This is a genomic window from Deinococcus cellulosilyticus NBRC 106333 = KACC 11606, assembly GCF_007990775.1.
Taxonomy (GTDB): Bacteria; Deinococcota; Deinococci; order Deinococcales; family Deinococcaceae; genus Deinococcus_C; species Deinococcus_C cellulosilyticus.
On record NZ_BJXB01000024.1, the window covers coordinates 21,862 to 44,822 of the forward strand.

General features: G+C 56.1%; 23 protein-coding genes. 7 read left to right on the forward strand and 16 right to left on the reverse strand.

Going from position 1 to position 22,961, the window contains the following annotated elements; translation table 11 throughout:
- Positions 1-18 precede the first annotated feature (18 nt).
- The 10 genes from DC3_RS21545 to hspR form a co-directional block, all read right to left on the reverse strand.
- Positions 19-1,242, reverse strand: a complete 1,224-nt coding sequence (locus DC3_RS21545) for a hypothetical protein (RefSeq protein WP_146888085.1) — start codon at positions 1,240-1,242, stop codon at positions 19-21.
- A gap of 305 nt (positions 1,243-1,547) precedes the next feature.
- The gene (locus tag DC3_RS21550) at positions 1,548-3,251 is read right to left on the reverse strand and encodes a SulP family inorganic anion transporter (protein ID WP_146888087.1); all 1,704 of its coding nucleotides are present in this window, start codon (positions 3,249-3,251) and stop codon (positions 1,548-1,550) included.
- Between the two features lie 181 nt (positions 3,252-3,432).
- Positions 3,433-3,648 (reverse strand): hypothetical protein, encoded by a 216-nt coding sequence (locus tag DC3_RS21555; RefSeq protein WP_146888089.1) that lies wholly within the window; start codon positions 3,646-3,648, stop codon positions 3,433-3,435.
- A gap of 42 nt (positions 3,649-3,690) precedes the next feature.
- A complete protein-coding gene (locus DC3_RS21560; RefSeq protein ID WP_146888091.1) occupies positions 3,691-4,536 on the reverse strand; it encodes a metal ABC transporter permease in 846 nt (281 codons plus the stop codon).
- 1 nt (position 4,537) lies between these two features.
- Positions 4,538-5,314 (reverse strand): metal ABC transporter ATP-binding protein, encoded by a 777-nt coding sequence (locus DC3_RS21565; RefSeq protein ID WP_146888093.1) that lies wholly within the window; start codon positions 5,312-5,314, stop codon positions 4,538-4,540.
- Between the two features lie 10 nt (positions 5,315-5,324).
- The gene (locus DC3_RS21570) at positions 5,325-6,197 is read right to left on the reverse strand and encodes a metal ABC transporter substrate-binding protein (RefSeq protein ID WP_146888095.1); all 873 of its coding nucleotides are present in this window, start codon (positions 6,195-6,197) and stop codon (positions 5,325-5,327) included.
- Positions 6,198-6,353: 156 nt separating this feature from the next.
- Complete coding sequence (locus DC3_RS21575) at positions 6,354-7,697, reverse strand: dipeptidase (protein WP_146888097.1); 1,344 nt, start codon at positions 7,695-7,697, stop codon at positions 6,354-6,356.
- A 131-nt stretch (positions 7,698-7,828) separates the two neighbouring features.
- On the reverse strand, positions 7,829-8,599 hold the full coding sequence (locus DC3_RS21580) for a metallophosphoesterase (protein WP_146888099.1): 771 nt from the start codon (positions 8,597-8,599) through the stop codon (positions 7,829-7,831).
- Between the two features lie 18 nt (positions 8,600-8,617).
- Complete coding sequence (locus tag DC3_RS21585; protein ID WP_146888101.1) at positions 8,618-9,391, reverse strand: metallophosphoesterase; 774 nt, start codon at positions 9,389-9,391, stop codon at positions 8,618-8,620.
- Positions 9,388-10,098 (reverse strand): heat shock protein transcriptional repressor HspR, fused homodimer type, encoded by a 711-nt coding sequence (gene hspR, locus DC3_RS21590; RefSeq protein ID WP_146888103.1) that lies wholly within the window; start codon positions 10,096-10,098, stop codon positions 9,388-9,390. The genes DC3_RS21585 and hspR overlap by 4 nt, the downstream gene beginning before the upstream one ends.
- Before the next feature lie 169 nt (positions 10,099-10,267).
- Here hspR and DC3_RS21595 point away from each other — a divergent pair, with 169 nt between their 5' ends.
- The 5 genes from DC3_RS21595 to dps all read left to right on the forward strand — a co-directional run bounded on the left by DC3_RS21595 (position 10,268) and on the right by dps (position 13,357).
- A complete protein-coding gene (locus tag DC3_RS21595) occupies positions 10,268-10,573 on the forward strand; it encodes a hypothetical protein (protein WP_146888105.1) in 306 nt (101 codons plus the stop codon).
- On the forward strand, positions 10,570-10,920 hold the full coding sequence (locus DC3_RS21600) for a cupin domain-containing protein (protein WP_146888107.1): 351 nt from the start codon (positions 10,570-10,572) through the stop codon (positions 10,918-10,920). Before DC3_RS21595 ends, DC3_RS21600 begins: the two co-directional genes overlap by 4 nt.
- 10 nt (positions 10,921-10,930) lie before the next feature.
- Positions 10,931-11,557: an HAD family hydrolase gene (locus tag DC3_RS21605; protein WP_146888109.1), complete on the forward strand. Its 627-nt coding sequence runs from the start codon at positions 10,931-10,933 to the stop codon at positions 11,555-11,557.
- 37 nt (positions 11,558-11,594) lie between these two features.
- A complete protein-coding gene (locus DC3_RS21610) occupies positions 11,595-12,755 on the forward strand; it encodes a MalY/PatB family protein (protein ID WP_146888111.1) in 1,161 nt (386 codons plus the stop codon).
- Positions 12,756-12,871: 116 nt separating this feature from the next.
- Positions 12,872-13,357, forward strand: a complete 486-nt coding sequence (gene dps / locus DC3_RS21615) for a DNA starvation/stationary phase protection protein Dps (protein WP_146888113.1) — start codon at positions 12,872-12,874, stop codon at positions 13,355-13,357.
- Here the strand turns inward: dps and DC3_RS21620 are convergent.
- Positions 13,335-14,201: a leishmanolysin-related zinc metalloendopeptidase gene (locus tag DC3_RS21620; RefSeq protein WP_186816179.1), complete on the reverse strand. Its 867-nt coding sequence runs from the start codon at positions 14,199-14,201 to the stop codon at positions 13,335-13,337. The genes dps and DC3_RS21620 overlap by 23 nt on opposite strands.
- A 588-nt stretch (positions 14,202-14,789) precedes the next feature.
- Between DC3_RS21620 and DC3_RS21625 the strand changes: the two genes are divergently transcribed.
- Together DC3_RS21625 and corA are read left to right on the forward strand one after the other, a co-directional pair.
- Positions 14,790-17,414 (forward strand): PEGA domain-containing protein, encoded by a 2,625-nt coding sequence (locus tag DC3_RS21625; RefSeq protein ID WP_146888117.1) that lies wholly within the window; start codon positions 14,790-14,792, stop codon positions 17,412-17,414.
- 101 nt (positions 17,415-17,515) lie between these two features.
- Positions 17,516-18,469: a magnesium/cobalt transporter CorA gene (gene corA, locus DC3_RS21630; protein ID WP_146888119.1), complete on the forward strand. Its 954-nt coding sequence runs from the start codon at positions 17,516-17,518 to the stop codon at positions 18,467-18,469.
- A gap of 15 nt (positions 18,470-18,484) precedes the next feature.
- Here the strand turns inward: corA and DC3_RS21635 are convergent, their stop codons facing one another.
- The 5 genes from DC3_RS21635 to aroC form a co-directional block, all read right to left on the reverse strand.
- Complete coding sequence (locus DC3_RS21635) at positions 18,485-19,624, reverse strand: PQQ-dependent sugar dehydrogenase (protein WP_146888120.1); 1,140 nt, start codon at positions 19,622-19,624, stop codon at positions 18,485-18,487.
- Positions 19,621-20,055 (reverse strand): type II 3-dehydroquinate dehydratase, encoded by a 435-nt coding sequence (aroQ, locus tag DC3_RS21640; RefSeq protein WP_146888122.1) that lies wholly within the window; start codon positions 20,053-20,055, stop codon positions 19,621-19,623. Before aroQ ends, DC3_RS21635 begins: the two co-directional genes overlap by 4 nt.
- Positions 20,056-20,186: 131 nt before the next feature.
- A complete protein-coding gene (gene aroB, locus DC3_RS21645) occupies positions 20,187-21,209 on the reverse strand; it encodes a 3-dehydroquinate synthase (protein ID WP_146888124.1) in 1,023 nt (340 codons plus the stop codon).
- A complete protein-coding gene (locus DC3_RS21650) occupies positions 21,181-21,756 on the reverse strand; it encodes a shikimate kinase (protein ID WP_146888125.1) in 576 nt (191 codons plus the stop codon). The genes aroB and DC3_RS21650 overlap by 29 nt, the downstream gene beginning before the upstream one ends.
- A 36-nt stretch (positions 21,757-21,792) precedes the next feature.
- The gene (gene aroC / locus DC3_RS21655; RefSeq protein ID WP_146888127.1) at positions 21,793-22,944 is read right to left on the reverse strand and encodes a chorismate synthase; all 1,152 of its coding nucleotides are present in this window, start codon (positions 22,942-22,944) and stop codon (positions 21,793-21,795) included.
- Positions 22,945-22,961: the final 17 nt, after the last annotated feature.

The window sequence follows — 22,961 nt, forward strand, 5'->3', positions numbered from 1 at the left end:
TTGATCAGGTCTTCAAGTTCATTTCTCGACGTACATCTGGTAATTCACGGTGCGGATGTCGGACATGGCGACCTCCACATCGTTCCACGGGACATCAAAGGTCAGCAGGGTCTGGCTGGCCTCGGTGTCCTGATTGAGCTTGCGAGGAGAGGGCTGCACCGTCTGACGCCTCGAAAAGAACAGACGGAAACGGTCATGGGTCATCAGGCAACGGGCGGTTTCCTGAGGGGAAAGCAGGCTGACCTCCGAGCACAGGATGGCAAGGTGGGCCGCTTCAGGGCAGGAGGGACGTTCCTGCAGATCGTCCAGATCCACCAGTCCGGCCCGCACCATCACCTCCAGAGACTGCAGCCTTTCTGGGAGGGGCTTGATGGTCTCAAAGCAGGCCATCACCTCCTCCAGGGGCATGATCGCCAGGAACTGGTCCTTGGCATCCAGCGATTGAGGGGCATTCACGTACAGACCCAGGTAGGTGTGCAAGCCCGGGGTGGGTGCCACCGAGTACTGGGGTTCCATGGTCGGCGTGAAGGGGGCAGGGTAAGCCACAGGCCGCCCCTGTGCCCGCCCCAGGGCTTCTTCTTCAGAATGGGCAGCCACCAGCAGGCGTCGTGTGGCATCACAGTACAGCTTGACCTCAAAAACCTGCAGTTCACTGCTCTGAGAAGGGTCAAGTTGCAAAATGTCATGCTCCAGGTGCTGAATGGAGGCCCAGGTGATGTGGGGGGTGTCCCGCCATCCACGGGGGGTCAGAAAGGAAATCCAGAAGTCCTCACGGCTGGCATGGAACTGCAGGCGGTCAGGCTCAGGGAGTTTCTGGGAGGCAATCAGCACTTCGGGGTGGTTGCTGCACAGCAGGCTGCTCTCGAGCGGGGTGGTCATCACACAGCCCTGCACGGTGAAGTTCGCACCGACAGTGGTGGCAGGGAGAACCCGCACGATGTCCCAGACGGCCAGCAATTCATTGACTGGAAGGTACACCATCTCCTCGGTGCGGATGCCTGAGGGAACGGCATGGAACTTCAGGAAGGGCAAGGCTGGATTGAGTTGCCGGACTTCGGGCTCTCTCGCCTCGGTGAAGTGGTACACCGCAGTGGACAGGGCCAGAGGGGTGGTGGGGTTCTCGTGCAGATGGGCAGCATTCAGGGTGACCCTGGCCTGATGGATGGCGTCCTGTGCGTTGTGTCCAAGGATGATCAGGGTGATCTCGGTGGCCTGTTGCAGGGTGACGGTATAGGTGTTCATGGGTGTCCTTTGATGTGCCATCAGGTCGGGAGAGGGTTCATTGGAAAACGCGCCGGAAAGTCTGTTCTGTACGTCTGATGCGGGGTTCAATTCACAGCGGGTCCAGATGAAAACACAGATGGAGCAAATCAAAAAGGACATCAGCTTTGTGGTGAGGGATCAGTCTAAGACAACGATACGGGATGGAATCCTTCAGAGTTCTTACTGAAACGCTGGCGTCTGATTTTTTCTGCAAAACCAAAAAGACCTGCCTGAAGCAGAAGATGGCTGTCAGGCAGGCAGAAATGAAGTTGGATGTCAGGAAATCAGGAGTTCGCCTCATGGGGTGAGGCCAGGTGTTTGCGGTGCACATGGCTCCAGGCATGCTCAATGGCCTGATCGGTGTTCTCGAAGATGTGTTTGCCCTGCATGCCCAGGTCTTCCAAAAGACCCATCTTCTCCAGCAGGTCCAGGGGTTGTTTCTGGACGCCCGAAAAAAGCAGGGTGATTCCGCGCCCCTTCAATTCGTGCCAGATCGCCTCCAGGGCATGGGCTCCCGAGGCATCCAGGGTTTTGACGCGCCGCATGCGCAAAATGATCACGTCGATGTCGGTGTAACTGGTCAGGTTTTCGATGAACCACCCGGCCACCCCGAAGAACAGGGGACCGTCCACCCGGTAAGCCAGCACCCTTTTCTGCAGCAGGTGGGGGTCAATGTTGGGATTGCTGGGCGTGTTCTGAACCACATCGATGGGCTCCAGAGACAGGCTGCGGATCATGCGCTGGATGAAGAGCACACCAGCAACGGCCAGACCGATCTCGATGGCCAGGATCAGGTCAAAGGCAATGGTGATGATGGTGGTCACCAGCATGGTCACAAAGTCCGACTTGGTGGAACGGGCCAGTGAGCGGATGGCTTCAAATTCCAGCATCCGGTAGGCGGTCACCATCAGGATGCCTCCCAGCACAGCCAGGGGAATCACCGAAGCGTATTTGCCCAGGAAGAGCACCACCACCAGCAGGAACAGGGCATGAATCACGCCCACCATGCGGGTCTGGCCGCCACTGCGCACGTTGACTGCCGTGCGGGCAATGGCTCCGGTGGAGGGAATCCCACCAAAAAACGGAGCGGCAAACATGGCAATGCCCTGCCCAATCAGTTCCCGGTCCGGGTCATGGTGGTCTTTGAGGGTCATGCCATCTGCGACCACTGCAGAGAGCAGGCTTTCCAGGGCACTGAGCACCGCCACCGCCAGGGCTGCAGAGAACAGCACGTTCAGGTCAGACCACTGCATCTGGGGCAGGGTGGGGGAGGGCAGACTGCTGGGAATGGCCCCGATTCTGGGCACATCAAGCTGCAGAATGAGACTGAGCCCGGTGACCACCAGCAGGGCCACAATGCTGCCCGGAATTTTCTTGGAGACTCTGGGCCAGACCAGCACAATGGCGACCGTCAGGGCAGTCAGACCCACCGGGGTCCACTGCGGAGACTGGGCAAAACGCTGAAGCACTTCTGCGCTTGACCTCAGAATGCTCTCTCCAGACGTGGCTTTCAGGCCCAGAAAGGACGGCAACTGTTGCAAAAAGATGATCACGGCAATGCCATTGGTGAACCCGGTGATCACCGGCCAGGGAATCAGATTGACCATTCGCCCAATGCGCAGCAGGCCAAAAAGCAGCAGCAGGACCCCTGCCATCAGGCCCACCACGAAGACTTTTTCCAGTCCGAACTGGGCAATCACTGGAATCAGCACCACCGTCATGGCTCCAGTGGGCCCGGTGATCTGGTAACGGGACCCACCAAAAACGCTGGCCAGAATTCCGGCAATGATCGCAGTGATCAGTCCTGCTGTGGCCCCTGCGCCACTGGTCACCCCAAATGCCAGGGCAAGAGGGAGGGCCACCACCCCCACGGTCAGGCCAGAAAGCAGGTCCTGCTGGAAACTCCTGCTGTTGTACCCTTGCAATTCCTTCTTCCAGGCTGGAAAGGGGTTCAACACCGACCAGAAAGAGGAAACTTTCACACCCATCGATTTACTCCGAGAGTAGTACTCATTACTCAATTGTCCGTCTGCATACAATTTTCGTCCAGGGTTGATGGACCCTGACGGGCAACATGGAGCAGCTTTGACTGGAAATCGCGCAAAGTTTAGAGCACGGGGTCCAAGGAAAAACCCCCGGAAACCGGGGGCGTGAAGGGAGTTGATGGGATCAACGCTGGGGTGGAATCACATCCACATCCACGGTGCGTCCGCTCTTGATGGTGGCCCGGGTGTGCTGCCTGGAGGCAGATTGCGGTGCTGTGGGTTGACGCGCACTTTTGAACATCCGCCAGATGCTGACCACCTGACGGTAGACCTGGAGCCACACCTGCAGGGTGCGTCTGAACCGGAAATAAGCTGCTTTTGTTTTGCGCCACAAGCTCATGGACTCATGATCTGGTTTTTGTGGGTGAGGATGATGTGCCTCTCAGGCCGCAGCCAGAACCCGTTTTCTCAGGCGCAGCAGGCCATACTTGGGTGCGAACACCAGGGCGATCACAAACAGAATGGTTTGCAGAACCACAATGCATCCGCCTGTGGAAGCGTCCAGAAAGTAACTCAGGTAGGTGCCGAACACACTGCTGAACACACCACTGGCCACGGCCCAGACCAGCATGCGGTCAAAACGGTCTGTGAGCAGGTAGGCAATGGCTCCCGGAGTGATCAGCATGCTGATCACAAGAATGATGCCCACGGTCTGCAGGCTCGCCACAATGGTGAGGGCCAGGAGGGTGAGGAGGGCATAGTACAGGTAGGTGGTGTTCAGTCCAATGCTTCTGGCATGGGTGGGGTCAAAGCAGAACAGCAGAAAGTCTTTGCGCTTCAGGAGAATCACCAGCAGGGCAAAACCACCGATGATCACGGTCTGCAGGATGTCTGCAGTGGTGATCCCCAGCACATTCCCGAACAGGATGTGCGACAGGTGCACATCGCTCGGGGTCACCGAGATCAGGACCAGACCCAGAGCAAAGAGCCCGGTGAAGACCACCCCCATCACGGTGTCTTCCTTGATGCGGGAGTGGGCCTTGATGAAACCAATGGCAATCACCGATCCCAGGCCAAACACGAAAGCACCCAGGGCAAAAGGAGCCCCCACCACGTAGGAGAGGACCACGCCGGGCAGCACAGAGTGGGATACCGCGTCCCCCATCAGGGACCAGCCTTTGAGGGTCACAAAGCAGGACAGCACAGCACACACTGCGCCCACCAGAGCGGACACCAGCATGGCTTTGACCATGAAGTCATATTGCAAAGGAGCAAGCAGGTCGGTCATTTCAGTCTCCAAGCGCCACTCTTGGCGCGGATTGCACAATCCTCGGTTGCAGCAGGTGCTGTGCTCCAAAGACCTGGGCAATGTTCTCTGGCGTGAAGACCTCTGTGGTTCTGCCATGGGCAAAGACGGTCTGGTGGGCAATCAGAGCCACCTCGTCACAGAAGGCTTCAATGGATTCCAGGTGGTGGGTGGAAATCAGGATGGTGTGCCCCAGAGCCTTGAGGTCTTTCAGAAGCCCGGTGATGAGTTCTTCAGTGGTGGCGTCAACCCCGCTGAAAGGCTCGTCCAGCAGCAATACGGTGGCTTCCTGGGCCAGGGCACGGGCCACAAACACCCGTTTTTTCTGGCCACCAGAGAGTTCGCCAATCTGGCGGTCCTTGAATTCCAGCAGGTTGACCCGTTTCAGGGCCTGCTGGACCATTTCGCGGTCCTTGCGTGAAGGGGTGCGCAGCAGGCCCATCCGGCCATAGCGGCCCATCATCACCACGTCCCAGACCGTGACCGGGAAATTCCAGTCCACATCTTCGCTCTGCGGAACGTAAGCCACCACACCCTGCTTCTGGGCATCCCGGATGGGGTGCCCATTGATGCGGATGTCCCCGGAGTAGGGCTTCAGCAGGCCCATGATTGATTTGAACAGGGTGCTCTTGCCACTGCCGTTCATGCCGATCAGGCCACAGATGGTTCCAGAACGCAATTTCAGGTTGGCATTGACCAGGGCATGGTGTCCGTTGGGGTAAACGATGGAAACGTTTTGCACTTCGATGCGGTGGGACATGGCTTCTCCTTCAGGGTTTCAGACCCTGGATCAGGGTGTTGATGTCGTATTCCAGCAGTTTCAGGTAGGTTGGAACCTGTCCACCCTCTGCAGAGAGGGAGTCCACAAAGAGGTTCCCTCCGAAGCGGGCCCCGGTTTCCCGGGCCACCTGACGCTGCGCCTTGTCAGAGACTGTGGTTTCACAGAAGACCACTGGAATCTTGTTTTTCTTCACGGTGTCAATGACTTTCTGAACCTGTCTGGGCGTTCCCTGCTGCTCAGCATTGATGGGCCACATGTAGGCTTCCTTCAGGCCATAGTCGCGGGTCAGGTAACTGAACGCTCCTTCACAGCTCACCAGATAACGGTTGTTCCCGGGCAGGGCTTTCAGGGCCTTGCCGAGTTTCGCATCCAGTGCTTTGATTTTTGCACTGTAGGCTTTTGCATTTCTGTTGTAAACCTCCGCATTCTGGGGGTCCAGTTTTACAAAGGCTTTTCGGATGTTTTCCACATAAACCAGTGCGTTTTTGGGAGACATCCAGGTGTGCGGGTTGGGTTTGCCCTCATAGGTCCCCTCGGTGATGTTCATGGGTTTGATGCCATCTGTGAGGGTGACACGCGGCACGTCCTGCAGCTTCTGGTAGAAGCGCTCAAACCACTTTTCCAGGTTGAAACCATTGTTGAGGATCAGGTCGGCTTTCTGGGCTTTCACCAGATCGCTGGGGGTGGGTTCGTACCCGTGGATTTCGGTTCCGGGTTTGGTGATGGACACCACTTCCAGTTTGTCTCCAGCCACATTTCTGGCCATGTCCTGGATGATGGTGAAGGTGGTCAGAACCACCTTTTTCTGCGCTTCAGCCGTGCCCAGCAGGAGCAGGGCAGAAAAAATCAGATGTTTTTGCATGGGTCCTCCCGATCATCAAGGGGCATCTATCCCCTAATCTATAGTTTAGGTATACCTAAAAATTATTCTTTTTGCAAGTGTCTTTCTTCCAATTCAGCAGCTGGGCACAACAAAAAATCCCGGGCAGCACCCGGGATTGGCCATCAAAATCGGATTTTACAGCCTGCCAAGCTCATCCAGCACATAAGCACTGGTCAGAATGCCATTCAGGTAATCCTGCACTGCAAAGCTCTCATTGGGGCTGTGCGGGGCGTCGATGTCCAGACCCATGTCCACAAACAGGATCGGTGCCCCAACAATGCGGGTGAAGGTGGCAGCAATCGGAATGCTGCCACCGGTGCGGATGAACACAGCATCCTTGTTGTAGACCCGTTGCAGGGCACGATTTGCCGCCTTCACGTAAGGGCTGTTCAGGTCCACCACGAAGGGATCTCCACCGTGGTGTTCGAAAGCATGTACCTTGACCCCTTCTGGAGCAAGGGTGGGAATGTGCTTCAATGCCAGTTCGGTGATGCGGTTGGGGTCCTGACCGGGCACCAGACGCATGCTGATCTTGGCCCCTGCTTTGGCTGCGATCACGGTTTTGGCCCCCTCGCCCTGGTAGCCTCCCCAGATGCCGTTCACATCCAGGGTTGGGCGTGCCCAGATACGCTCCAGCACGCTGTAACCGGCTTCACCCGGAAACTGGTCGATGCCGATGGACGCTCCCCACTGACCCTCATCAAAAGGCAGGGTGTTCCACATTTCCCGTTCCTGTTCGGTGAGTTCCTGAATCCCATCGTAGAAGCCAGGGATGGTCACCCGACCCTGGTCGTCTTTCAGCTGGGCAATCATTTCACACAGCACATTGATGGGGTTGGGCACCGCGCCACCGTAGGCTCCGCTGTGCAAGTCCCTGGATGCGCCCTGCACATGCACCTCAATGTAACTCAGGCCCCTCAGGCCGTAAGTGATGGAGGGGGTGTCTGCAGAAAAACGCGAGCCGTCGGAAATCAGGATCACATCGGCCTTCAGTTCAGCGCTGTGGGCCTCCAGATACTTCGCCAGGTTGGGGCTGCCAATTTCCTCTTCACCTTCAAAAAGGATCTTGATGTTGACGGGCAGCTCACCGTTCTGCTGCAGCAGGGTCTCGATGCCTTTCACATGGGCATAGAGCTGCCCCTTGTCATCGGTGGACCCTCTGGCATAGATGCGTCCATCCACAATGGTGGGTTCAAAAGGGGGGGTTCTCCACTCTTCCAGAGGTGCCTCGGGCTGCACATCATAGTGACCGTAGATCATCACGGTGGGTTTGCCCGGAGCGGTCAGGCGCTCGGCATACACCACAGGATGACCCTCGGTGGGACGGACTTCTGCCTTGAAGCCCAGACGGGTAAGCTTGGTCTGCAGAAATTGCACAGCCTGCTGCATTCCCGCCTGGTAGGCGCTGTCTGCAGAGACAGAAGGCATGCGAAGAAACTCAAAAAGCTCCTGTAAAGCCAGTTCCTGATCAAATTGCATGACGGGATTATAACCTGTCTAGTGGTGTTCGCAAGAAGCCCTGCAGGGCTTCTTGCTGAGCAGCGCGAATGGAACGGTCAGGACACTTGAGTCACCTGCAGTTCTTTTGGCATGGATCAACATGATTTTGGTCAAGGCAGTTCCAGAATCACGCCCCGTGCCCGGGAATCGGACAGGCCACCATCCACATTGATGCATTTCCCATTGGCATACATGTAAGGCTCAGTGAGGGTGAGAACAGCGTCCCGTTCAATCCCGAGCATGTAATGGATGGGGGTGTGGCCGTGAATGAGGCAGCTCCCGCCAAAAGCGGCCAGCACAGGCTGAATCAGGGCCGGGTTCTGGAAGAACACCCTGCGTTCGGTGAATTCCTCTATGAGTTGTGACCACAACCCTCCATCGCCCTGCCGCATCACCTGATGAAAAAACCAGTTGACATCCCGGATGTTGCGGCCATGCCTGAGGTACATCAGGCTGTCCGCGTGCATGAAGAGGTATTCTCCGAGTTTCAGCAGCACCGGGAGGCCCTGCAGCCATTCGATGTGGTGGGGTTTGAGGTGTTTCAGGTCGCGCTTCTGGCCTCCATTGTTCAGCCAGAAATCTTTGAGGGTGTAGGTGGCCTCTTTTTCCCGGTGGTCGGCATGCAAGGCAGCAGCAAGCAGCATCAGGTCGTGGTTGCCCAGCAGGGCATGAACCTGCTCCGGGGCCTGATCGCACAGGCGCATGACCACATCAAGCACTTCCTTGCCGTGCTCACCCCGGTCCGTGTAATCGCCAAGAAAAACCAGGGTGTGGTTCTTGCCGGTGAAATTCACCTGTTCATCAATCAGGCCATGCGAATGCAGCAGGTGCAGCATTTCTTTGAGGCGACCATGGATGTCAGAGAGAACGAAAAGTGCCATCAGCAGATTGACCTGGGTTCAGAGTTTGAGCAGGATGCCGGGAGGCCGGGGATCGGCAAGACCTCCATCGACATTGATGCACATGCCTTCACAATACAGCAGGGCATCTTTGAGGACCCGCAAATAATAGTCGGCTTTCTCGCCTGTCATGTGATAGATCGGGGTGTGCCCGTGGATGATCCGGTTCCCGCCAAAGGTGCCGAGCACCTGCCGGGCATTGTGGGGCTGATGCAAAAAGGCCTTGCGCTCACTGAACTGCGCGATCAGCTCATCCCACTTTTCAGGAATGGGGATGCTCAGGAGGCTTTTGAAGGTGGCATTCACACTGTCCACGTTGCGGCCATAATTCAGGTACATCAGGTTGTCGGCATGCATGAACAGAAATGGACCAAATTTGAACATCACAGGCAAAGTTTGCAGGAATTTTGCGTGCACTTCGGTCATGCGCTCCAGATCCCTGCGCTGCCCGCCGTTGCGCAGGAAGTGGTCAATGCGTGGAGAGCAGGCGGTGGGACTGTCGTACGTCGGGTGGTAATAGGTGGCAAGCAGGTGCAGATCATGGTTTCCAAGCAATGCAAACACGTTGCTCGGGGCCTGTTTTTTCAGGCGCATCACCAGTTCCAGCACCTCAATGCCGTGTTCTCCACGGTCGGTGTAATCCCCGAGCAGGATCAGCAGGTCATCTTCTGAACCCATCCAGTCCAGGTCATCGTCAATGATCCAGGCCTGTTTGAGCAGCTGCACAAAATTGGCATAACGACCATGAATGTCGCTGATGACATATAGGCTCATTCCTCGTCGGTCTCCTGTGGCGGGGGAAGGGTGCGGAAATGGGTCATGCGTTCGGTCAGGTCCTGGTGGATGCGACTGATGTCCTTCTCGAAGGCAGCCTGCATGTCTTCCAGACGGTGCCTGAGGCGCATGATCTCTTCCACCCCGGCGAGGTTGACCCCGAGTTCCTGGGTGAACCGACGGATTTCCCGCAGGTGGTCGATGTCCCGCTCACTGTAAAGGCGGGTTTTCCCACTGGAACGGCCTGGACGGATCAGCCCTTTGCGCTCATAAAGCCTGAGGGTCTGCGGATGCATGTCAACCAGTTCTGCTGCAATGGAAATCACATAAACCGGACGGTCCTTGGGGTCCACCTGTCCGGCCTTGGAAGGCAGGGCCAGAGGCTGACTGTTGACCTTTTCTTCAATGGCGGTCTCAATGCGTTTGATTTCAGCTTCAAAATCGTCCTGCAGGTCATCGAGTTCATGCTGCAGGCGCATGACCTCTTCCACCCCGGCGAGGTTGACCCCGAGTTCCTGGGTGAGCCTGCGAATTTCCTTGAGGTATTCAATGTCTCTTTCGCTGTAAAGACGCGTTTTCCCACTGGAGCGACCCGGGCGGATCAGTCCTTTGCGTTCATAAAGTCTAAGGGTTTGCGGATGCATGTCGACCAGTTCTGCCGCAACCGAGATGACGTATACGGGACGGTCCTTACCTTCATTCGGCATGCCTACAGTATACAAATGTTTTCTGAAAGCCTGGGCACAAGTCACTTGACTGCCTGCGTGTCACCCCGCCCTGCCATCCCCTACCATTCTCAGGCCCTGACTTTGCAGAATCAGGCAGGATGGGAACATTCAGGGCTTCCCTCCCGTATTGAGAATCAAGGAGGGTGTGATGCGTTTCTTGTTGCATATCGTGGTGCTGCTCCCGGTGAGCATGGGACTGGCCTATCTCCTGACCCGTCTGTCAGGAAAAATCTGGCTGGGCATTCTGGGAGGCGTACTGGGAGTGGCCCTGGTGGGCGCACTTTTTGCAGTTCTCAGATTCACTGGCTGGCTGAACCTTGGGGAGACCCCCCTGGAAGCCGCTTTCAAATTCACAGAGGTTTTCGGGTGGAATGTGGGGCTCATTGGTGCTTTGCCCGGGATCATCCTGGGGCTGATTCACCGGGGAGCAAAAGCCTCTAGAATCAAGACATGAAAGTCAGCACATTTAACACAGAACATTATTTGTGGGGCAACAGCTGTGATGGCTGGAAGCTGCTCACCCAGCCTGGCCTCAGTGTGATTCAGGAGAAAATGCCTGCGGGCACCAGCGAAGTGGCCCACTACCACGAGAAAGCCGAGCAGTTCTTCTTTGTGCTCTCTGGAAAACTCACCCTGCGGTTCCCGGATGGGGATGTGGAACTCAGCATTCATGAAGGGATGCACGTTGCAGCCCAGCGGCCTCACATTGCCATGAACCTGAGCAGTCTGGACGTGCATTTTCTGGTGATTTCCAGCCCAAGTACAGTCGGGGACCGGGTGGTGACCGCAGACATGGGTTAAAGTGAACCCCATGCAAGCTGCAATTGTCTTCGATCTCGATGGCACCCTCATTGACTCCGCCCGTGACATCACTGTGGCTTTTCAGCAGGCCTGCAGCACAACTGGCCTGCTGGTTCCAGAAGATGAGCATGTGCAGGCCCTGATTGGTCGTCCCCTCCGCGAAATGTTCCACACCTTCCATCCGGAAGCAGACATGGACCGTCTGGTGGCTGCCTACCGGGCCTACTACGACGAGAATTGCACGGTTTACACCCAGTTTTTCCCCGGGGTGCTGGAGGTTCTGAGGACCCTGCGTGAACGGGGATATCCTCTTGCTGTGGCCACCACCAAGTTTCCCAGGGTGGCAAGGCTGGTCAGTGACAAACTGGGCCTCACCCCCCATCTGGACCATGTGCAGGGCACAGAAGGTTTTGCACACAAGCCTGAACCTGATGTGATTTTTGCAGCCCTGGAAGCCCTGGGTGGTGAGGGCCTGTGGATGGTGGGAGACACCACTGCAGATGTGCTGGCAGGCAAGGCTGCAGGCCTGAAAACCTACGCTGTGACCTGGGGGACCCACAACAGAGACATTCTGGAAACCGTGCATCCAGATGTCATCGCAGATTCACTGGAGAAACTTCTGGAACTGTGCCCCTGATCCCACGGTGTACTTCAACCTGCGTTATGATCCTCATATGCGTGAAACCTTTGATGCAGTGACCGTCGAGGATTGCAGAGAATTTACCGGTGGAAAATGGCACCAGTACGGCGAGGAAGCCCTCGCCCTCTGGGTGGCAGACATGGACCTGCCCATTGCAACAGAAATTCAGCAGGCCATTCAGGAGCGCATCACCCGACACATTGGCTACCCCAGACACGGGGGAGACCCTGAGTTTCTGGATGCCATTGTGAACCGCATGTCTGAACGGTTTGGATGGCAAATCGAGCGCAAGGACATCATGCTGATTCCGGGTGTGGTTCGGGGTCTGTTCGCTGGTGTTCTGGCACTGTCCAGTCCTGGCGATGGGGTGGTCACGCAGGTTCCGGTGTACCCTCCTTTTCTGATGTCCATTGAGAACACCGACCGGGTTATCCAGGCCAACCCGATGGTCTTTAAAGAAGGCCGCTGGGAGCTGGATTTTGAACAGCTGGAAACGCTGGTCACCCCCCAGACGAAGATTTTCATGCTGTGCAATCCCCAGAATCCCACAGGTCGTGTTTTCACCCGAACTGAACTGGAGAAACTGGCAGAATTCATCATCCGTCATGACCTCTATGTCATTTCGGATGAACTTCACGCGGACCTGATTTTTGAGGGAGAACACACTGTTTTTGCCAGCCTCAGTCCAGAAATGGAACGTCGCACCCTGACCCTTTACGGCCCTGGCAAGACCTTCAATCTGGCCGGACTGGGCATGGGTTACATCATCTCCAGAAATCCAGAGCTGCTGGCAAAAGTCCGCAAAGCCACGGTGGGCATGATTCCCGAACCCAATGTCCTCTCGATGGCTGGGACCCTGGCCGCTTACACCCGTGCAGGGGCCTGGGAGCGCGAAGTGGTGGCCTACCTGAAGGACAACCGGGACCACCTGAATGCACGCCTGAAAGCTGAGCTCCCTGAAGTGCAGACATCGGTTCCAGAAGGCACCTACCTGCAGTTTCTGGACTTCAACGTTTATCCCTTTGGTGCAGAGGCCCAGAAAGTGCTCCTGAAAGGTGGAGTGGCCCTCAATGAAGGCTCAGCTTTTGGGCAGGGATACAGAGGCTTTGTGCGACTGAATTTTGCCACCAGCAGACAGATTCTCGATCAGGCCATTGACCGGATTGTGGAAACGGTCCAGCAAAACAGAGCCTGAAGGATTTGCCTGCCACCTGCTTGCCTCTGGGCAGGCAGGTTTTGCTGCATGCAGTGTGCATTGCACCGCATTGACCCCTGAAGTTGGGATGTTAAGGTCATGGCGGAGGAACCCATATGGTGAAACGCATGTTCAACACCCGAATTGATCTGGATCAGGACACCCGTGCTGCAATCATTGAACGCCTCAACCAGTCCCTTGCAGAGCTGAGCGACCTGTATTCTCAGGTGAAACAGGCCCACTGGAACATCAAAGGACCGGATTTTATTGCCCTGCACAAGTTTTTCGATGAGCTGGCCTCAGACCTGCTTCCCCTCATCGACGAGGTGGCAGAGCGCATCCCCACGCTTGGAGGTTATGCCCTCGGAACGGTGCGCATGGCCGCCTCACGCAGCAGCCTTGCAGAGTTCCCCACCCATGTCACAGATGCCCAGGGCATGGTAACGGCACTGGCAGAAGCCTATGCCCACACGGCCCGTTGCATGCGGGAAAGCATTGATTTTGCAGAGGGTCAGGGAGACAAGGCCACAGCGGACCTGTTCACGGAAGTGACCCGTGAGCTTGACACCCGCCTGTGGTTCATTGAAGCCCATCTACAATAAGCGTTTCACCTGCTTTCAGCACCCTGGGCACTGTGAGGATTTCATGGTGCTCTTCTGCATTGTGATGCTGGGCCTGTACACCTGAGAAGGGGAGGGAATAGGGGTCTGCAGCATTGTAGTTGACCCTGTACCCCAGATCCTGGAGCGCCCCGATGGTCATTTTGCTGAGGGGCATGGGGTTGCTGGTGGAAAAGCCCGTCATCAGTTCACTCTTGAAGGTCTCCTCGTCCCAATGACCGCACTTGTTGCCTGCCCCGTACTGGTTTTCCACAGGAATCAGTCCCTGCTCTCCCAGCTGGTGGAATTGCTGGTTGGCATGGGTGCCTGTGTATGTGATTCTGCTGGAGTCCAGGCATCCGGTCTGGTTGTCATATTTGAGGTACCTGTTCCAGATCGTCCCAATGCCCAGCACATGGCCCATCTCATGCAGGATCACATTTTTCAGGGTGCCATCAATTTCTCTGGCCTGCAAATCATAGAGATCAAATTCAATCATGCCTGTGATGGGCAGGTGATTTCCTTCACGAACCAGCAGTGGACCAGAACGCGACATCACCTTTCCAGGTCCATCGATCTGGGTGGCTGAGGCAGTGATCACGATGTCATCTACGGGAGTGGCTCCACCCACATCTGGCAATCCCTGGGTGATCACTTGCTCCCACCTGCGGGCTGCCTGCACAAAGAGGGATTTTTGCTGGTTGTTCAGTGACGCATTTTCTGGAAAAACAAGAGCGATGCTGAATTTGTCACCGGGGTGAGGGGTGCCTTGCTGGCTGGGGCCCAGGGGGGTGCAGCCCATCATCAGAACACCTGCTGACAGAACAGAGAAGGGATACAATTTCAAGCGGTCCTCCTGGTCAAAAATCAATGTCTGCCACCATTCATGTGAAAGTGGCCCAGTTACTTGGTTTCGAGGCAAATCATAACATAAAGGATTGATGAATTTCCACATGAAACGCTGATGTGTTTAAGTCAAATTTTCTCATTACAATAATGATCACAAATGTAACTGTTTTTGCAATTGTCCTCAAAATGAGAGAGGTGTGCTGAAATTTTGCTTTCCTGCAAGTGGGATTTGCTGGTCATGAATAAATTGAGGTGAGTTTCATGTGTTGTCTTAAGCATGAGAGCAGCATAACCTTATTATTGCTTACAGTTATACTGTAACTATTCTTACTATTTTGTGAAATATCAGGATGGGTTCAGTTATATTTCAAGCAGGCTTCAGTGTAAAAGACTTCCTGAAACGAACTTGAACACTACATTAAAACTGCTTAAACACCATGATAATAAGAATTGTAAAGAAGTGCGAAAATTACTACATTGCAAAATTGGAACTTGGTGAATTCTAATGTTCGAGCAAGAAGCGTAAGGAATAAGCCTGATTCAAGGGTTCCTGCTTCACTCATGTCATGATTCCTTGGAGGACAAAATGTTAAAGACCCGTATTGGTATCTTAGCCCTGACTGGTATGCTGGCCCTCGCATCCTGTGGTTCCCAGACCAGCAATGTGACCCAGCCACCTGTGAATGCCACCACTGTCTCCGTGGCCTTTGCCAACCCCAACGGCTACACCATTGTGGTCAAAGACAGCAGTGGCAACACCGTCACCAACCTGGCTCAGGTGGCCCCTGGAACCTACACGGTCACTTTCAGCAAGCCTGGATTCAAAACCCAGACCCGCACCTACACCTTTGTCGAAGGCCAGAACTACAACCTGGAAGTCCCCACCCTCGAAGCCATGACCGGAGCGTTCTACATCAATGGTCAGGGCCAGATGGTGGAAATCACCCAGGCCGACCTCAACAATGCCGGCAGCCGTTTTGTATTCGCTGCATGGCTGCGTGACCTGCCCGGCGTGGGAGTTGACCCCAGCAAAGCCGCCACCTTCGGCGATATTGGCACTCCACGTTCTGCTGAACAGACCGAAACTGCACCCCTCAACACCCAGAACCTTGCAGCAGCATGGGTGGGTTACAGAGCCGCCGATGGCAAGGTCTACCCAGTGGTGGGTGCCTCCGTACGCTGGGACATCCTCGAACAGACCGGCAGTGTGCGCTTCAGTGCTGCAGATGATGGGGGCAACAGCGGTGGCGTGACTCCCCAGTACATCAGTGACAACGCCCTGTCTGCCGAGACCTTCACCAACCGGGCAGGCAACCCCAACAATGCCCGTTTCCCATCCAGCATCCGGTACCCTCTGTACAACATCACCGGAATCAACACCCCTGATACCGACGGGTTCACCTGGACTGCACTGAACCACGACCCCAAATACACCAGTGCCACTGCCCGTTTCCGTGCCATCGCTTATGTCAATGGCACAGAAATCACCAAGTACTTCCTCAACAAAACCTTTGCTCCCAGTGCCAAGCTCACCATCACCAAAGATCCTGCAGCGCAGGAAACCCTGGTCAACCAGCCCAAGACCTTCAGCATCACTGTCACCAACACCGGTCAGGGTACAGCCACCGGCATCAAACTGAACGACAAGCTGATGAGTGGCGCAGGTGCTGCATACAGCATCACCGCTCCCTCAGGCACCACAGCCAACACCACCGATGGTTTCGATGCAACCTTCGATCTGGCTCCTGGAGCCTCCCGTACCTTCACCTTCCCTGCACAGGCCAGTCAGACCGGGGTGTACTGTGACATGGCCACCATCACCGAATTCACCAATGGTGCCTTTGGCGTGGAGCGTCCCACCGATCTCAATGACAGTGCCTGCTTGACCGTCCGTGCCCCCAGACTCACCATCATCAAAGAGTTTGTGGATGCCCAGGGCAATGTGATCCCTGATCCCCAGACCGTGATGGCCAACACCGATGCCCGCCTGCGTGTCACCGTCAGCAACGGTGGGGACGCCACAGCAACCGGAGTGGTGGTCACCGACAGCCTGAACGGCGGAGCCAGTGCTGCCTACAGCGTCAGCCAGCTGCCCACCGGAACCACCGCCAACACCAGTGACGGTTTCGTTGCTCCTGCCTTCGATCTGGCTCCTGGCACCAACAAGACCTTCCTGTTCAACGTGCGTGCCTCTGAAGACGGCCGTTACTGTGACACCGCCAGCTTCACCAGCACCAACGCGGGCACCGGATCTGACGAGGCCTGCCTGGTGGTCGCCACACCCAAACTCAACATCGTCAAGACCAACAGCCCCTCTGACAACCTGTTCCCTGGCCGCAGCTACACCTCCACCATCACGGTCAGCAACACCGGGAATGCCACTGCCACCAACGTGGCCGTCAAGGACATCCTGGGTCAGCTGCAGGGCGGAACCACCTTCGTCAACTTTGGCAGCGGCTCTTATGTTCTCAACCCCGGCAACACCACCGGCACCATTGGTCGCAGCGGCAACGACATCACCACCGTGCCTGCCACTGTCAACATTCCCGCTGGCGGCAGCCTGACCATGACCCTCACCAGCACCATCCCCGCTGGCGCACCTGCAGGACAGTACTGTGACGTGGCCTCCTTCACCAGTGGCAACGCTGGAAACGGCCAGACCACCGCATGCGTGACCGTCCGTCCGATCCTGGCCGAGCAGCTCCAGATGGTTGACACTGTGGACCCCATCATCTCCGGTGCCACCAACGGAACCATCTACGACGGCTCCTACCTGATCGAGCTGTCCTCCAACGAAACCGCCATCAACAACAAACTGAACTTCGCCTTCGGTGTGCTGAGCCCCTTCACCAACACTGGCGGTGTGTTCAACTTCAGCAACGTGGAACTGTACTACGATCCCACCCCCGTGCGTGATCCCCAGACCGGTACCGTCACCTCTGATTACACCAGTGCAACTGCTGTCAAGCTGGTCAACGGAACCCAGTTCACCACCAACGCCAACACTGGCACCGGTCAGCTGACCGTCACCCTGACCCCCGGCTTCGAGATGAAGAGCGGTTCTGCCCTCTACAGCCGCGTCACCGCACTGGCTCCCGCCACCGTGGCTCCAGACAACTACTACAGCACGGTGCTGTGGACCAACACCGGCAGCAAGTCCGGACAGCTGTACCAGCAGTACAAAGCAGAATCCACCACCGTCATCAAGTAAAATCCTTCAGGCCCATCCCCCTCTGGACATCCAGAGGGGTTTTTGCTTTTCAAGAGGAGGATTTCATTTTCTGATGTGCTCTGAACCAGTAAAGTGATCCCATGATTCGAGCGGTGTCCATGATCAGCAATGAACAGCCTGACTGGCAGAAAAATCCAGAAAGTGTCTGGGTGGATGTTTTGTCCCCCACCCCTGAAGAAATTGATGAATTGAAAAGGGTGTTTACCCTGAACCCTCTCGCCCTGGAGGATGCCCTCACTGAAGGACAGTGGAGCCGTTTTGAGTACTACCGTGAACATGCATTTCTGGTGTACCGGACGCTCAAAACCAATGGCAAATGCAACGATGACACCGAGAGGGTGAGCCTGTTCTGGTATCCTGAAACAGACACCCTGGTCACCCTGCGCCTCAGGGAAGTGGGCTACCTCAATGAAGTCTGGCAGACCTTTGAACCTGTCACGCACGGCATTGAGGAACGGGTCATCTACAACCTGCTCTCCAGAGGGGCAGACAATTTCTTCGACTTCACCGACGCCCTCAAAGAAGAAACCGACACCCTTGAGGAGTCGATGTTTCAGCACCAGAATTCCCAGAACCTGATCAAGCAGGTGTTCCACTACAAGCACCTGATCATGACTGCCAGAAGGCTGGTCAGCAGTGCCCGTGAGAGTGTTGCTGCCTTCTCACGACACTCCAGCCTGATTGGGGAAGAAACCAACCGCAACACCACAGAAGAACTTGCGCTTTACCTGCGGGACATTGTGGATCTGCTGTCTCGCACCTACGAATCCCTCGATTCCTCCCGTGAAGTGCTGACCAGTGTCCTGGACGTGAACCTGACCGTTCAGAGCAACAAAATGAATGAGGTCATGAAGACCCTCACCACGGTGTCCACCATCTTCTTGCCCCTGACTTTCCTCGCAGGGGTGTGGGGGATGAATTTCGAGCACATGCCAGAACTCAAGTGGCCCCTGGGTTACGTGTTTGCCTGGCTGTCTTTTCTGGTGCTGGGTGTGGGCCTGGCCTGGTACTTCAGAAAAAGGGGCTGGTGGTGAGCCCGGCTCTGAACCTCAATCCTGACGCTGGAATTTCAACAGCAGGCCGTTCTTGTCATCTGTGAAGTAAAAGCCTCCATCTGGAGCAAAGGAGATGTCCACCGGAGCCCCCTGCTTCTGTCCGGGTTTGGTGTCCCAGTCCCACACCACATTCTGCAACTTGCCTGAGGGAATGCCTTTCCCATTGACCTGATACATCACAATGCGGTGCCCATTGGAACGGTAGCCATGCAGGCCCACCACCACAGTGTTCTGAAGCACAGGATAGGCATTTTCGGGAGCATATGCGATCCCCAGAGGTGCACCATGCCCTGGAAGCAAAACAGCAGGCTTGATGCTGTTCTGGCACTTGAAACTGGGAAATTCAGGTGCATTCTGCTGGTTGTCGTAACAGTAAGGCCATCCGTAGAACCCTCCCTTTTGCACGACATTCAGTTCATCGTGGGGAAGGTCTTCATCTGGCACTTTCAGGAGGCTGCCCAGCGCATCCCGACTGTTCTCAGCCTGCAGCAGGGTTCCTGATGGGTGCAGGGCCAGACCCATCGAATTTCTCAGGCCTTTTGCCAGGGTGAGTGATCCGGTCACTTTCCCCCCACCCTTCCAGTCCAGGGTGAACTGTTTCAGCAGGGAGCGGGTGCTGGTTTCACTGCAGGAGGCTTTGCCCTTCTGGTTCTCGCAATTGTCGGTCGAAGACCCATAATTGACCACCAGATTCTTCTGCGCATCAAAAACAAAGGACTTCAGTGGATGACGACCAGAATCGGGCAGGGAAGAGACCACCACAGTTCTGGCTGCAGGATTTTTAAGATCAAACCGGATGATTCTGCTGTCCTCGCCAACATATATCCGACCATCTGGACCCTGACGGATGCCGTGCGGGCGGTCCAGACCCTGCAGGTAACGTTTGATGGATTTCCCTGGAGTGACCTGTGCCACAGCTCCCAGATTGTTCCCCCAGCCTCCCATTTCCACCACCAGGACCGTGCTGTCTTTCAGGGCAAGGACCCCTCTGGGAAACTTGAGGTTCTTCTGGACAATGGCAACACAATACCCTTCTGGTGTTTTCACATTCAGGGCAACAAAATCTCCACAGGATGCAGCAGATGCTGATCCCATCAAACCGACGGTCATCAGCCAGACAGTGACTGCCCTCATGCCCGGGTGATCTCCATCAGGTAATCCATGGCCAGCCTGTAACCAAACACCCCCAGACCGCTGATCTTTCCCTTGCAGACTGCAGCTGTCACAGATTTGTGGCGGAATTCCTCGCGGGCATCCACATTGGAGATGTGCACCTCCACCACCGGGAGTTTCTGTCCAGCAATGGCATCCCGCAGAGCGTAAGAATAGTGGGTGAGGGCACCGGGATTGATGACAATGCCCGTGAAACCATGGCTTTCTGCCTCATGAATCCACTCCAGCAACTGGCCCTCATAATTGCTCTGGCGGCAGGTGACGTTGGTGCCCAGTTCCGCTCCCCAACTTTCACACATGCCTTCGAGGTCACTCAGGGTGGTGGCTCCATACACGGTGGGTTCACGGGTGCCCAGCAGGTTCAAATTCGGTCCGTTCAAAACGAGAATCATGCTCTACCTCCAGAAGAAAACAGGGATCTTTCAGACAGTTTAACGTGCCTGCCTTAGAGAAGGGACAGTCTGCAAAAAGGGGTGGCCCCATGTGGCTCACCCCTGAACGTTCATTGGTGTACATTTGATGGTCAGACATCCTGCAGGAATTGCCTGAAGCTTTCTTGCTGCACTGTCAAAGGGACACGGGCCAGATAAGGCTCACCATGGTCCTTGAGGAGGGTGAAGCGGATGCCTTCAGAATCGGCTTTCTTGTCCCGGGACATGAAGCCATGCAAGGTTTCAAAGTCACGGCTGGGCGGAGGAACAGGGTTCATCCAGCGCAGGAACTCCAGGGTTTTTGCAGTCAGGTCCTGCCCCCCCATGTTTCTGGAGAGGTGGGCCGCATAGTGCATCCCGTAAGCCACAGCCTCACCATGCGAAATCTGGTGTTTGGAGACGGCTTCAAGGGCATGGGCAAGGGTGTGCCCAAAGTTCAGGAAAGCCCGCTCGTGTTTCTCGGTGGGGTCAATGGAGACGATGTGGGCTTTGACCCCGATGCTCAGGGCCAGTTCACGGGCAAAAACCTCACTGCGCACATCTTCCAGCTCGTAGAACTTGCTGACAGTGGCGGTGGGGTCCAGCAGGTTGTGCTTGAACATCTCCGCCATGCCCTCTTTGAAGACCTGTGGGGACAGGCTTTCCAGGGTGGCCAGATCTGCATGCACGCTCTGGGGCTGCCAGAATGCTCCAACCAGGTTTTTGCCCTCAGGCAGGTTGATGCCCGTTTTTCCGCCCACACTGGCATCCACCATGCCGAGCAGGGTGGTGGGCAGATTGATGAACTTCACTCCACGCAGGTAACTGGCTGCAGCGTAACCTGCAAGGTCGCTGGTGGCTCCTCCCCCGAGAGCCACAATCACCGAATCCCGGGTGAAGTTGGCCGCAGCCAGCTTTGAAAGGACGTCTGCCAGAACGGTGAAGTTCTTGCAGGCCTCACCCGCAGGGAGGGGAATCAGCAGGCTGACTTTTTCCTTCAATCGGTCCAGCGTGGCCTGTGGGATGTTGCTGTCATAAATCAATGCGGTGTTGCGGGGAAACTCCAGGGTTTCCAGCAAATCAAAGCCCACAGAGACGGTGTAAGGATCACTGACCTGAACGTGAATCTTGTGCATGACGGTACTCCCAGAGCTTTTCAACGATCTCCAGCACCACCTGCTCACTGGGCTGGTTGTCGGTGTGAATGTGAATGTCGCCTTCCGCATATGCAGGAGCACGCTCCGCCAGCAGGGACTTGATGCGGCCCACTGGATCATCCACCTTGAGAAGCGGACGGTCACTCTTGCGGGTCCGCTGGTAGATGGTTTCTGGACTGGCATGCAGCACCACCACAGGCCCACGTGCTTTCAGGACAGCCCGGTTTTCAGGGTTCACAAAGGCCCCTCCACCCAGCGAAACCACTGCAAGGTCCAGGTGTGTGGTGCGCTTCAGGACCTCCCGTTCATAGGCCCGGAAGGTCTCCTCACCGTAATACTCGAAGATCTCGCTGATCTTCATGCTGCTGATGCGCTCGATCACTTTGTCGGTGTCCACAAAGTTCAAAAGCAGACGGCGGGACAGTTCCCATCCCACCCGACTCTTGCCGGTCCCCATGAATCCTGCCAGGGCCAGCCAGCGCACCGGACGTTCTATTTTGGCGTGACTGAACATCAATTCGTCCATTCTGGTCAGGCTTTCTGCTGGAACCTGAGCCGCATTTCAGTATTCGGTGACAAACTGTCGGTATTCGGCAACCCGTTCCTGAATTTCAGGCAGGGTGTCCCCACCGAACTTTTCCAGAATGGCCTCTGCCAGGACAAGACCGATCACGCACTGCATGATCACCCCTGCTGCAGGCACGGCAGTGGTGTCGGAACGCTCCAGTGCAGCATCTGCAGGCTGTCTGGTCACCACATCAATGGAGGGCAGGGGAGACATCAGGGTGGCGATGGGTTTCAGGGCGATGCGCACCACGAGGTCTTCACCATCGGTCATGCCTCCCTCAAGACCTCCTGCGCCGTTGGTCAGGCGGTAATACCCCTTGCCATCCTCACGGTAGATGGCGTCATGCACCTGTGAACCCGGCATGCGGGTGCCCCGGAAGCCATACCCCACTTCGACCCCTTTGACCGCCTGAACACTCATGACGGCCTGCGCAATGCGGCCATCCAGCTTGCGGTCCCAGTGCACATGCGAACCCAGGCCAATGGGCAGGTTGCGGAAGCGCACCTCCAGAATGCCCCCCAGGGTGTCTCCATCTTTTTTGGCCTGGTCAATGCGCTCCACCATCTTCTGGGAAGCTTCAGGATCAGGGCAACGCACCAGTGATCCCTCAATGGCATCCAGCAGATCCCAGCTGAAAGGCACATTGCAATCGATGTCGCACAGGCTGGAGACGTAATTCACCCCGGTGATGTCCAGTTCAGACAGCATCTTCAGGGCAACTGCGCCCACAGCCACCCGCATGGTGGTTTCACGGGCACTGGCCCGCTCCAGCACGTCCCGCAGGTCCTTGTGGCGGTATTTGATGCCTCCAGCAAGGTCTGCATGCCCGGGTCGTGCACGGGTCAGGGCTTTCTTGCGGGGTTCATTCCCCGGTTCCGGGCTCATGATCTCGGTCCAGTTGCGGTGGTCCTTGTTCTCCACCACCATGGTCAGGGGTGCTCCGGTGGTGCGACCTGCCCGCACACCCGACATGAACTGCACCTGATCGGTTTCAATCTGCATGCGGCGTCCACGGCCATAGCCACCCTGCCGTTTGGCCAGCCAGGGGTTGATGTCATCAGCGGTCAAAGGAATCTGTGAAGGCAACCCTTCAATGATGGTGGTCAGCTGTGGACCGTGAGATTCGCCTGCGGTTAAGAACTTCATGCTATGCAGCTTAACAT